This window comes from Pseudomonas nitroreducens TX1 (assembly GCF_000313755.1).
Classification (GTDB): Bacteria; Pseudomonadota; Gammaproteobacteria; order Pseudomonadales; family Pseudomonadaceae; genus Pseudomonas; species Pseudomonas nitroreducens_A.
The window spans coordinates 61,213-72,181 of sequence record NZ_AMZB01000131.1; the positions used below are offsets into that span (position 1 = coordinate 61,213).

The window sequence follows — 10,969 nt, forward strand, 5'->3', positions numbered from 1 at the left end:
TCGGTACGGCGAGTGGCCTCATATGATGGACCGCGTCGAGCCTGTAGGAAAGCTAGCTAACGAACTACCTTTCAGATCCGGCGTGTGCAAACCAATCGCGGACGGAGTCCGCTCCTACAAAAGCTGTCTGTCAGGCCCGGCGGAAGAGGGTGGGATAATCGATGACCAAGCCATCGTCATCTACGGTCAGCATTGCCTGGAAGTTCGTTCCTTCGAGGTTCTCATAGAGATAGTGATGCGCATCGATCCGCGTGTAGCCCTGGCGCATTCGTACCGGTTTGAGCGTCGGTGCTTCCAGATACACCACCGCCAGCTCCCGACGCTCGCCATCGACGAGTGGCAGGCGGCGGATGGGGAAGGTGTTGGTGAAGGGCGAAGGCCAGATGTCGATGTCCAGGCAGCCGTCCAGCGCCACAAGCGTCTCGCCCTGGTCGGTCCGCCAATGACCGGCGCCGTCGGTCAGCAGGTGCAGCCGATGTATGCCGCGGGCGCTTTCCACGCTGAAGCGCGCTTCACTGAGGCGCCATTCGGCGTCCCAGTCCAACTGGTAGTCGAGCTGATAGGAAGGCCCACCCGCCTCATCGATGGCGCGCAATTGGCTCTCGGCGCGCCGCTCGCCCAACTGCAGCGATTCCCAACTGGCCGTCGGTGCGTGCCAGATGCCTTCCCAGACCAGCGTACGCATCATTGCTGCTCCAGTACGAGACCCAGGCGTTGACGCCTGGGCAAGCGAGCGACCACCAGTTGATGAGAGCGGGTCAGCGCCTCGCGCAGTTCGGCGTCGCCCATGGGGTAGGGGCGCTGCATGGAGATCCAGAAGGCTCGCGCCAGATAGGGTGCCGGGCGGATGCCGGGGCGGTCCACGTACCCCAGGAACAGTTCCGGGCCGACCTTGAAGGCCAGGCCGCCGTTGCCGCTGTCGAGAAAATCCAGGATGGCGAACATCTTGTTGCCGGCGACCGAGAATACCCGGTTGCTGCCCCATTTGATGTCTTCGCGGGCGCCGGGCAAATCCAGGCAGAAGCGGGCGATCTGTTGCGGCGTCATTGATCGCGCATCCATCAGTCGTGCTCCCTATCAGTCACGGAAGTAAACCTCGACCAGATGGTAGCCGAACTGGCTTTTGACCGGCCCGTGAACCACGCCCACCGGCTTCTTGAAGATCACCTGGTCAATGCTGCGGACCATCTGGCCGGGACGCACCTCGCCCAGGTCGCCGCCGCGTTTGCCGGAGGCGCAGGTGGAATGCTTGCGGGCCAGGGCGGCAAAATCCTCGCCCTTGGCCAGGCGTTGCTTGAGCTGCTCGGCTTCGGCGGCGGTCTTGACCAGGATGTGTCGGGCCATGGCGACGGGCATTGGTTGGATCCTTGAATGAAAGCGTCTGGGCCGCATTGTACGGCAGCAGTGATGCAGGTCGCATTTCGCGATGGGTTGCATTGTCGGCCGTAGGAGCGCTCCATAGAGTCAATAAGCAAATTCTTATTTATAGGACGCTGCTTACAGGCAGTGCCCGCCGCCACCTTGCGTACGGATGCAGTTCAATGGATATCCAAGCGATGCTCAAGATCCTGGCCACCCAGGATGGTTCGGATCTTTACCTCTCTACCGGTGCGCCGCCCTGTGCCAAGTTCAACGGCGTGCTCAAGCCGCTGACCAACGAACCGATGAAGGCCGGCGACGTGGCTCGAATCGGCTATGGGCTGATGGACGAGGAGCAGCGCGCGGAGTTCGACCGTGAGCTGGAAATGAACCTGGCGATTTCCGTCGCGGGTGTCGGCCGTTTCCGTATCAACCTGTTCAAGCAGCGCAACGAAGTCTCCATCGTGGCGCGGAACATCAAGCTGGACATCCCGCTGTTCGCCGACCTCAAACTGCCTGACGTGCTGCTCAAGGTGGTTATGGAGAAGCGCGGCCTGGTGCTCTTCGTCGGCGGCACCGGCTCGGGCAAGTCCACCTCCCTGGCGGCGCTGATCGACCACCGCAACCGCAACAGCGGCGGCCACATCATCACCATCGAGGACCCCATCGAGTACGTGCACCGGCACCGCAAGTCAATCATCAACCAGCGCGAAGTGGGCGTGGACACCCGCAGTTTCCACGCCGCGCTGAAGAACACCCTGCGCCAGGCGCCGGACGTTATCCTGATCGGCGAGATCCGTGACCGCGAGACCATGGAGCACGCCCTGGCGTTCGCCGACACCGGGCACCTGGCGATTTCCACGCTGCATGCGAACAACGCCAACCAGGCGCTGGACCGCATCATCAATTTCTTCCCCGAGGAGCGCCGCCCGCAGTTGCTCAACGACCTGGGCAACAACCTCAAGGCCTTCGTCTCGCAGCGCCTGGTGCGCACCCAGGACGGCAAACGCCGCGCAGCGGTGGAAGTGCTGCTGGGCACGGCGACCATCAGCGACATCATCAAGCGCGGCGACTTCAGCTCGATCAAGGAGATCATGGACAAGTCCCGCGCCCTCGGCATGCAGACCTTCGACCAGGCGCTGTTCGACCTCGCGGTGGAAGGGGCGATCACCGAGGAAGAGGCGGTGAAGAATGCCGATTCGGCGAACAACCTGCGTCTGAAGCTCAAGCTGTACAAGGACAACCCGGGCAGCGTCGGTAGCGCTGCTGTCCCCGCGGCCGCCAAGCCAGCTGCGCCGGCACCCGTTGCGCCGCCAGCGGCCGCGCAGCCGGTGGAGGCCTCGAGCTGGGGGCTGGAGTTGGCGCTGGAAGAGATCGAAGCGGAAGACGCGGAGAAGCCAGCCGGCCAGTAAGGCTTGCTCTGTTCGCGAAAAAGCCCCGGCATGCCGGGGCTTTTTCATGGGGACGGTTTGGCTTGCAGGAGCGGACCATGTGCGCGATTCGTCGACGACCGTCGGCAGGGGCGACGGCCAGCGTTTCACGGTGGTTCCGTGCGGTACCTGTCGCAGGCGTGGCCCTACCGACATTTCCGAGCTCGGGTTTGCCCTCTCCCTAACCCTCTCCCTGAAGGGAGAGGGGACTGTTCGGCGTGCACGGATAGCTCCGCGCCCGCCGGCTGGTTCTGCGCTATCCAAGAGCACCGAATGGCTCCCTCTCCCTTCAGGGAGAGGGCTGGGGAGAGGGAACAGAGATCCAATTCCGTAGGGCGGATAACGCGCCTACAGCAGCGACAACGGATAGCTGATGATCAGCCGGTTCTCGTCGAAGCTGTTGGTGCTGCCCCAGTCCCGGCGCATGGTGGAGTTGCGCCACTTGATGTTCAGCGTCCTGAAGGTGCCGCTCTGTACCGTATACGCCAGTTCGCTTTCGCGGCCCCACTCGCGGCCGTCATCGGTGCTGGCGTTGTGCACGTTGCGGCCCTGGATGTAGCGGTTCATCAGAGTCAGGCCGGGAACGCCAAAGGCAGCGAAGTCGTAGTCATGGCGCAACTGCCAGGAACGCTCCTTGGCACTCTCATAGCTGGCGTTGTAGCTGTCGTTCGCCAGGGTGCCGCCGCTGGTGCCGTTGACGCGGAACCATTCGTCCTCGCCCATGACTTTCTGCAGGCCCAGATAGAAGGTGCTCGCGCCGTATTTTGCCGAGAACAGCCCGGAGAAGGTGCGGTTATCCAGGTCACCCGCACGGGCGCTGCCGTCTTCCTTGCCCCAGAAGTAGCCGATATTCGCACCGAGCACCCAGTCCCCTAGCGGTTGGCTGTGCTGCAGTTGCAGGTACTGCTGTTGGTAGATGTCCTTGAGCTGCGCATTCCACAGGCCGACCAGGGTACGGTCGTGGTTGAAGCGGTACTCGCCACCGGCGAAGTTGAAGCGATCCGAGGTGAAGGCCGGGCGGGTAAAAAGCGACATGTCTTCCATGCTGGCGTCGTTGCGCGGGCTGTTCTGGCGGAACTGGCCGCCGTACAGGGTCAGACCGTCGATTTCCTTCGAGGTGACCTGCGCGCCCTGGAAGGTCTGCGGCAGCGAGCGGCCGTCGTCGGAGCGCAGGATCGGCAGCACCACCATCCATTCGCCGGCCTTGAGTTCGGTCTTCGACACCTTGGCCTTGCCGGCTACGGCCAGGCGGCCGAAGTCGTCGGCGGGGCGGCCATCGTCGTGGGTCGGCAGCAACTGGGTGCCGGCCGTGCCCTTGCCGCCGTCGAGCTTCAGGCTGTAAAGCCCGAGCACGTCCAGGCCGAGGCCGACGGTGCCCTGGGTATAGCCGGAGCGGGCGTCCAGGATGAAGCTCTGGGTCCATTCCTCTGCCTTGCCCTGGCGGGTGTCCCCGACATAGTTGCGGTTCATGTAGAAGTTGCGCAGCAGCAGGCTGCCCTTGGCGTCCTCGAGGAAGCCGCCTTCCTCGGCATGGGCCAGGACGGGCAGGGTGGGTAGCAGGCAGGCGCTGATGGTGAGGTGGGGCAGATGGCGGAGCATGGGGGTTCCCTCGGCATTCTTGTCGTTGTTCAGGGCGAACGGAGCCCTCCGCGCGTTTCTGTCGAATGCGGCGGATGGACGTTTAAACGGTCAGCGAGTGCGGATCAGGCGATCAGCCAGGCGCAAAGGGAAGGCAAAACAGCATGCGAAGAGAGAAGGCGGAAGCGGCGTACCCGCGCAGGCGTGCCAGGGAGAGCGTGAGCATGTGAACGGACCTTTCTTATAGTTGTTGGCGCCGCATCGAGGCGGCGGCTGGGGTCATAGTGGTGCTCCTCCGCTGGCCGCCGCAATTCGCCCGTGGCGTAAACGTTCGCTGTTCGAACGATAATTAACCAAATGGAACATATACCCACCCGCATTGCGGGTAGGATGCCTGCCACAACGCCGTGCAGACCCCTTATCGCCCGGCCTTGCAGCGGACCCGCGAGGTGCTCGCGGCGTGGCGTGGCGGATTCTTTCTGCGGTGCCTCCTGCTAGGCTGTGAAGCTTCCGAGTGCCTGCCGCATCTGTCCTATTGAATCCGTGAGTCGATGAGTACCAGTCAATCGCCGTTGTCCGGCGTTCACCAGCCCTTCAAGGGCATCCTGCTCATCGTCCTGGCGACCTTCCTGTTCTCCAGCCACGACGCGCTGTCCAAGTACCTGGCGAGCATCTACCCCATCGTCATGGTGGTGTGGGCGCGTTATGTAGTGCACACGCTGCTGATGGCGGGCATCTTCCTGCCGCGCGCCGGCCTCGCTGTGCTGCGCACCCGCCATCCCTTCCTGCAGACGGCCCGCGCGCTGTGCCTGCTGGGCACCAGCTTCCTGTTCACCACGGGTCTGCAGTACATCCCGCTGGCGGAAGCGACGTCGGTGAACTTCCTTGCGCCGCTGCTGGTGACGGCGTTGTCGGTGCCGCTGCTGGGTGAGCGGGTGACCGTGGGGCAATGGTCGGCGGTGATAGTCGGCTTCATCGGCGTGCTGATCATCGTCCACCCCGGTGGCGATCTGTTCACTCCCGCGGTATTGCTGCCGTTCGGCTCGGCACTGTGCTTCAGCTTCTACCAGTTGCTCACGCGCAAGCTCAGCCAGGCGGACAGCCCGACCACCAGCAACTTCTTCGCCGGGCTGTGCAACACCCTGGTCGTCAGCGCCCTGGTGCCGTTCTTCTGGCAATGGCCGGGGCTGGTCCATGGACTGATGATGCTGGCCCTGGGCACCTGCGGGATGACCGCGCACCTGTTCCTGACCCAAGCCTTCAAGCATGCAGCGCCCGCGTTGCTGGCGCCGTTCAGCTATTGCCAGATCGTTTTCGCAGGGCTGCTGGGCTTCGTGATCTTCGGCCATACGCCAGAACCATCGGCGCTGCTGGGTATCGCGGTGATCTGCGGCAGCGGGCTGGCGGCAGCGTGGTTGCAGAGCCGCAAGCGGTAGACGCTTTGCTCTTCCTGTAGGAGCGAGGGGGACGCCCAGTCCTTGCTCGCGAACGGATTATCCGGGCGCTCCTGCGCGGGGTGGGTTCGCGAGCAAGCTCGCTCCTGCACAAGAAGACCTACCAGACCTGAGGGCTTCACTCGATCTCGAACAGGCCATGGCGGATCGGCCCAACCTGCAGGCGCTGACGCACGTCGTCGTCGATGCGCGGGTCGTCCGGCTGGTAGAGCTTCACCTGGCGATAGGCGCTGATGCGGTTGATCTCCGGGCCCAGGTACTCCCAGACCACCCGGGTGCACGCCGGGGTGCGGCGGTCGCCGCTGGAGACACCGGTCTTCAGGCCGTTCAGGCGGGTGATGCGACTCTTGAAGCTGGGAATGAGGATGGTCTGGCTCATTTCATTGACGGTGAGCGACTCGTAGTCCAGCAGGAATAACCGGTCCTGCAGTTGGAAGGCCGCGCCCAGGTAGCGGCAGCGCACCCAGTCCTCGGCCTGCACGTCGGTGCTGCTGGAGCGCTCCTGGCGTTCCTGGCGTTCGAAGAGGAAGTTGCCGTCCTGCTCGTACAGGTGCACCAGCGACAGCAGGATCGACCCGGGCACCGACATGCAGTTGGAATATTCGAAGTAGTAACCGCAGTAGCGCGACAGGTTGCCGGCGTGGTCGCGCAGCGGGCGGAGCATTTCCATCAGCGGATCGTCGCGTTGCACGTTGGCCGGCGAGGTACCACGGGCGCCGATCAGGCGGGCGAACTGCTCCGGCGGCAATTGCAGTTCGTAGTCCTCGACGCCGAAAAAGTCACCGATGCGCTTGAGGTTGTACGCCGTGGGCTGGCTCTGTCCGCCGAGGTACTTGTTGAACTGCGCGCGATTGATCGCAAGCTTGCGGCAAACCTCCGAGATAGAGCGGTAGTGAGCGCACAGCAGCTTGAGGTTGGGGCCGAGGTTGTCGGACATTCGTGCCAGATCCAGGTGATGCGACTGGCGCAAGTATAGCGTCAGGTCGCATCAAATCGTAACAAGCCGCGAAATTGTTTCCAGACGCTTCGAGCGCAACCATGCGCCCCAGTGAGCGGGCCAGCCCCAGGTCCGTGCTCCGACAATAACAATCGAGGCCCCAGCACATGCTCGACGCGATCAACGATTTCCTCTCCGGGAAAGTCCTCATCGTCCTCATCGTAGGACTCGGTGCGTATTTCACCCTCCGTTCCCGTTTCGTCCAGTTCCGCCACTTCGGCCACATGTTCGGCGTGTTCAAGGAATCGATCCGCGGCCAATCCGGCCAGCTGAGCTCCTTCCAGGCGCTGATGCTGAGCCTCGCCGGGCGCGTGGGCGCCGGCAACATCGCCGGTGTCGGCATCGCCGTGACCCTGGGTGGCCCCGGCGCCGTGTTCTGGATGTGGGTCACCGCGCTGGTGGGCATGTCCAGCAGCTTCTTCGAGTGCACCCTGGCCCAGGTCTACAAGCGTAGCGACGGTAACGGCCTGTATCGCGGCGGCCCGGCCTACTACATCCAGCACGGCCTGAAGTTGCGCTGGATGGCCATGACCTTCGCGGTCCTGCTGCTGGTCACCTACGGTTTCGCCTTCAACGGCCTGCAAGCCTTCACCGTGACCCACTCGCTGCAGAACGCCTTCGACATTCCGGTGCTGTACTCCGGCATAGCCCTGGCCGTGCTGCTGGCCATCGTGTTCTTCGGCGGCATCCAGCGCATCGCTGCCGTCTCCGACCTGCTGGTGCCGGTCAAGACCCTGGCCTACATCGCCGTGACCCTGTACGTGATCGTCACCCAGATCGAGCTGGTGCCGGGCATGCTGACCACCATCGTGAAGAGCGCCTTCGGCCTGGAGCCAGCCTTCGCCGGCCTGCTGGGCAGCGCCATCGTGATGGGCGTGAAGCGTGGCGTGTTCGCCAACGAAGCGGGCCTGGGCAGTGCGCCGAACGTGGCCGCCGTCGCCGCCGTGCGTCACCCGGCGTCCCAGGGTGTGGTCCAGGCGTTCAGCGTGTTCCTCGACACCTTCGTCATCTGCACCTGCACCGCGCTGCTGATCCTGCTCTCGGGCTTCTATACCCCCGGCTTCGAAGGCGACGGCATCACCCTGACCCAGAACTCGCTGGCCGCGGTGGTCGGTGACTGGGGCCGGATCTTCGTCAGCGTCGCGCTGTCGCTGTTCGTGTTCACCTGCATCACCTACAACTACTACCTCGGCGAGAACGCCCTGCAGTTCATCGTCGGCCGCAGCCGTAGCGCGCTGATCGCCTTCCGCGTGCTGGTGCTGGGCCTGATCCTGTGGGGCTCGATGCAGAACCTGGGCACCGTGTTCGCCTTCGCCGACATCACCATGACCTGCCTGGCCTTCGTCAACCTGGTGGCCCTGGCGATGCTGATCAAGGTCGGCCTGCGTGTGATGCGCGACTACGACGAACAGCGCGCCGCCGGCGTCGAGCGTCCGGTGTTCGATGCGAGCAAGTTCGCCGACCTGGACATCGACCACGACGCCTGGCGCGACGCGCACAAGATCAACTCGACTGCTCCGGCCCACGGCAGCCTGCCCGCCCAGGGCTGATCCGCTGACTTTGGTCTGATACGTGAGGCCGGGACTTCTCCCGGCCTCGCGGTTTATCCTGTGAACTTTCCTACAAGAGCACTGGCATGCGTCGAGTGAAGAATCTCTTCGTCCTCTATACCGGCGGCACTATCGGCATGCTGCAAACCGCCGAAGGCCTGGCGCCGGCTGGCGGTTTCGAAGCTCGCATGCGCGAACAACTGCAAGACCAGGGCGAGATTCGCCTCGACTGGTCCTTTGCTGAACTGCAACCGCTGCTCGACAGCGCCAACATGACCCAGGCCAACTGGCTGGCCATGCGCGACGCCATAGTCCACGCGGTGGAGCAGGGCGGTCATGACGGCGTGCTGGTGCTCCACGGCACCGACACCCTGGCCTACAGCGCCGCCGCGCTGTCGTTCCTGCTGCTGGGCCTGAAGGTTCCGGTGCTGCTGACCGGCTCCATGCAGCCCATGGGCGCACCGGAAAGCGATGCCCCAGGTAATCTTCTGGGCGCGCTGAATGCGCTGGAGGCCGGCGTCGAGCCGGGTGTCTGGCTGTACTTCAATGGCGAGCTGATGCATGGCGCCCGCGTCACCAAGCTGCGCAGCGATGCCTTCGATGCGTTCGCCGTGATGCCGCGTGAACGCAACGGCGAGCGCGCGGAGTCGCTTCCCATCGAGCTGGGCTACCGCCAGCCGCGCCAACCGGTGAACCTCGCAGTGCTGCCGCTGTTTCCCGGCCTGGCCGCCGAGCACCTGCGTGCGCTGCTGGGCACTGGCGTGCAGGCATTGCTGCTGGAGTGTTTCGGTAGCGGCACGGGGCCTTCGGATAACGAAGACCTGCTGGCTGCGTTGCGCGAAGCTCACGCCCGGGGCGTGGTCCTGGCGGCGATCAGCCAGTGTCCGCAGGGCCATGTGGCCTTCGATGTCTACGCCGCCGGTAGCCGCCTGCGCGATGCCGGGTTGGTCTCTGGCGGTGGCATGACCCGCGAAGCGGCGCTGGGCAAACTGTTCAGCCTGCTGGGCTGCGGCCTGCCGCCTTGCGAGGTCGAGCGGCTGTTCGCGCTCGACCTGTGCGGCGAGCGCGTCGACGCCCGGTAAGGAAAAGCGCCCCGCTCAGGGGCGCGACTCTTCCAGCGGCACGTTGAGCACCTCGCGCACCAGCATGGCGATGCTGCTCACGCCCATCTTTTCCTTGATCTTGGTGCGGTGCACATCGACCGTCTTGACGCTGATGTTCAGCTCGCGGGCGATGACCTTGCTGGCCTTGCCATCCACCACCATCATCAGGATTTCCCGTTCCCGCCCGGTGAGCAGGTCGAGCTTGTGCTTGAGGTTCTGCTTCTGCTCCTGGCCCGCGTGCACCTGCACCGCGCTCTTCAGCGCCGCCTGGATGCGGTCCAGCATCTGCTGTGGGTTGTAGGGCTTTTCGACGAAGTCCAGCGCGCCGTTCTTCATCGCCTTCACCGACATCGGGATATCCCCGTGGGCGGTGACGAAGATGGTCGGCAGGTCGATGCCCTTGTCGTTGAGCATCTCCTGCAGCTGGAAGCCGCTGGTCTCGGGCATGCGCACGTCGAGCACCAGGCAGGCGGGGAGTCGGGGGTCGTATTCGCGCAGGAATTCCTCGGCGCCGCCGAAACACAACGACTCGATGCTGACCGACTCGAGCAGCCAGGCGAGGGAGGTACGCAGGTCCTTGTCGTCGTCGACGATGTAGACCACGGGTTTTCTAGCTTCCATCAGGCGTTGCCACTTTCTTTTTTATCGTTGTAGAGCTGCACGTAGGCCGCGTCCGCCGGGTGTTGGCCCCGGTCGTCGCAATGGCATGGCTCGGAGCATACCCATAGTCGCCGAGGCTGACGATAAAGAAACCACCTACATGACTAGCGGCCACTACCCTCTGGCGTGGTAATCGTCTGAATGTTTCGCCCCGCGGCGCTGCCCTACGCTGACCCCCTACAAGAAAGGCCGGGCGTGCCGGCCACTCCAGCACAAGGGGCGAAGAAATGGCCAACACCCTCAGCCAGACCCAGATCGACTTCCGCAATGCCATGGCACAGCTGCCGGCAGCGGTGAACATCATCACCACCAATGGCCCGGAAGGTCGCTGCGGCATTACCGCCAGTGCGGTCTGCTCGGTCACCGATTCCCCGCCCACCGTGCTGGTCTGCGTCAACCGTGGCAGTGCTACCCACGATGTGTTCCGCAGCAACGGCCACCTGTGCGTCAACGTGTTGTGCGGCGAGCAGGAAGAGCTGGCCAAGCACTTCGCCGGGATGACCAAGGTCTCCATGGAAGAGCGCTTCGCCTGGGACCTCTGGGACGATGGCTACGCCGGCCTGCCGGTGCTGCGCCAGGCGCTGGTCAGCCTGGAAGGGCGGATCAGCGACTGCAAGGAAGTCGGCTCGCACACGGTCATGTTCGTCGAGTTGGAAAAGGTCGCCGTGCGCGAGCGTCAGGACAGCCTGGTGTACTTCAACCGCGTGTTCCACCGCGTCGAGCGCGACGCCGTGCTGCGCGCCAGCTGAGCCCTGAGCGAACCCAGAACAACAAGAAAGAGGTAATCACCGTGACCCTGAAGATTTCCCACACTGCCGACATCCAGAAGTTCTTCGAA

At 63.9% G+C, this 10,969-nt stretch carries 11 protein-coding genes; 5 read left to right on the forward strand and 6 right to left on the reverse strand.

Annotated features, from left to right (window positions below; translation table 11 throughout):
* Positions 1-130 precede the first annotated feature (130 nt).
* The 3 genes from C167_RS0124670 to C167_RS0124680 are packed head-to-tail and all read right to left on the reverse strand — an operon-like array spanning position 131 to position 1,356.
* Entirely contained in the window at positions 131-688 is a 558-nt protein-coding gene (locus C167_RS0124670) for a putative glycolipid-binding domain-containing protein (protein WP_017520986.1), read from the reverse strand.
* Positions 685-1,047: an MmcQ/YjbR family DNA-binding protein gene (locus tag C167_RS0124675; RefSeq protein ID WP_017520987.1), complete on the reverse strand. Its 363-nt coding sequence runs from the start codon at positions 1,045-1,047 to the stop codon at positions 685-687. The genes C167_RS0124670 and C167_RS0124675 overlap by 4 nt, the downstream gene beginning before the upstream one ends.
* 30 nt (positions 1,048-1,077) lie before the next feature.
* Positions 1,078-1,356 (reverse strand): peptidylprolyl isomerase, encoded by a 279-nt coding sequence (locus tag C167_RS0124680; RefSeq protein WP_017520988.1) that lies wholly within the window; start codon positions 1,354-1,356, stop codon positions 1,078-1,080.
* A gap of 185 nt (positions 1,357-1,541) precedes the next feature.
* Between C167_RS0124680 and C167_RS0124685 the strand changes: the two genes are divergently transcribed.
* Complete coding sequence (locus C167_RS0124685) at positions 1,542-2,771, forward strand: PilT/PilU family type 4a pilus ATPase (protein WP_017520989.1); 1,230 nt, start codon at positions 1,542-1,544, stop codon at positions 2,769-2,771.
* Between the two features lie 366 nt (positions 2,772-3,137).
* Here C167_RS0124685 and C167_RS0124690 read toward each other — a convergent pair whose 3' ends face one another.
* On the reverse strand, positions 3,138-4,388 hold the full coding sequence (locus tag C167_RS0124690; RefSeq protein WP_017520990.1) for an OprD family porin: 1,251 nt from the start codon (positions 4,386-4,388) through the stop codon (positions 3,138-3,140).
* 530 nt (positions 4,389-4,918) lie between these two features.
* On the opposite strand from C167_RS0124690, the gene C167_RS0124695 reads away from it, so the two are divergent.
* Positions 4,919-5,803, forward strand: coding sequence for a DMT family transporter (locus C167_RS0124695; protein WP_017520991.1), 885 nt, complete (start codon positions 4,919-4,921; stop codon positions 5,801-5,803).
* A 136-nt stretch (positions 5,804-5,939) separates the two neighbouring features.
* Here the strand turns inward: C167_RS0124695 and C167_RS0124700 are convergent, their stop codons facing one another.
* A complete protein-coding gene (locus C167_RS0124700; RefSeq protein ID WP_017520992.1) occupies positions 5,940-6,758 on the reverse strand; it encodes a helix-turn-helix domain-containing protein in 819 nt (272 codons plus the stop codon).
* 167 nt (positions 6,759-6,925) lie between these two features.
* Here C167_RS0124700 and C167_RS0124705 point away from each other — a divergent pair, with 167 nt between their 5' ends.
* Positions 6,926-8,368: an alanine/glycine:cation symporter family protein gene (locus C167_RS0124705; protein WP_017520993.1), complete on the forward strand. Its 1,443-nt coding sequence runs from the start codon at positions 6,926-6,928 to the stop codon at positions 8,366-8,368.
* Positions 8,369-8,454: 86 nt separating this feature from the next.
* Entirely contained in the window at positions 8,455-9,450 is a 996-nt protein-coding gene (locus C167_RS0124710) for an asparaginase (protein WP_017520994.1), read from the forward strand.
* Between the two features lie 15 nt (positions 9,451-9,465).
* Here the strand turns inward: C167_RS0124710 and C167_RS0124715 are convergent, their stop codons facing one another.
* Entirely contained in the window at positions 9,466-10,092 is a 627-nt protein-coding gene (locus C167_RS0124715; RefSeq protein ID WP_026079258.1) for a response regulator transcription factor, read from the reverse strand.
* A 266-nt stretch (positions 10,093-10,358) separates the two neighbouring features.
* On the opposite strand from C167_RS0124715, the gene hpaC reads away from it, so the two are divergent.
* On the forward strand, positions 10,359-10,880 hold the full coding sequence (gene hpaC / locus C167_RS0124720) for a 4-hydroxyphenylacetate 3-monooxygenase, reductase component (protein ID WP_017520996.1): 522 nt from the start codon (positions 10,359-10,361) through the stop codon (positions 10,878-10,880).
* Positions 10,881-10,969 lie beyond the last annotated feature (89 nt).